This window comes from Paraburkholderia sp. SIMBA_030 (assembly GCF_046535245.1).
GTDB lineage: Bacteria > Pseudomonadota > Gammaproteobacteria > Burkholderiales > Burkholderiaceae > Paraburkholderia.
Window position 1 is genome coordinate 1 of sequence record NZ_JAWRXB010000333.1, and the last position, 279, is coordinate 279.

A 279-nucleotide genomic window follows, 5' to 3' on the forward strand; every position below is an offset into this window, starting at 1 on the left:
GCAACGCCTGGCGCACGCTGTGCGCGTCCTGCGGTTCGTCCCAAAGGAAGTAGATGTGGATCCCGGCGCCCCCGGATGAGCGGAACGGAATGCCCTGCAGGCCGACTGCCGACGCGGCGGTGAGGATGCGCACGGCGGTGTCCTGCATTTCGTGCCACGGCGTCTCGCCCTTGTGCGAGTCGAGATCGAGCAGCCCCACCAGCGTGACGTCGCTGCCCGGCTGCATCGGATACACGCCGTAGGCCGGCCCGCCGTTCACGTGATGCGCGAGCCGATCGG

General features: G+C 69.2%; 1 protein-coding gene. It reads right to left on the reverse strand.

Annotated elements, in window-relative coordinates; all coding sequences use genetic code 11:
- On the reverse strand, positions 1 to 279 hold a 279-nt coding region (locus SB772_RS40230), incomplete at both ends, for a TOTE conflict system archaeo-eukaryotic primase domain-containing protein (protein ID WP_410838547.1).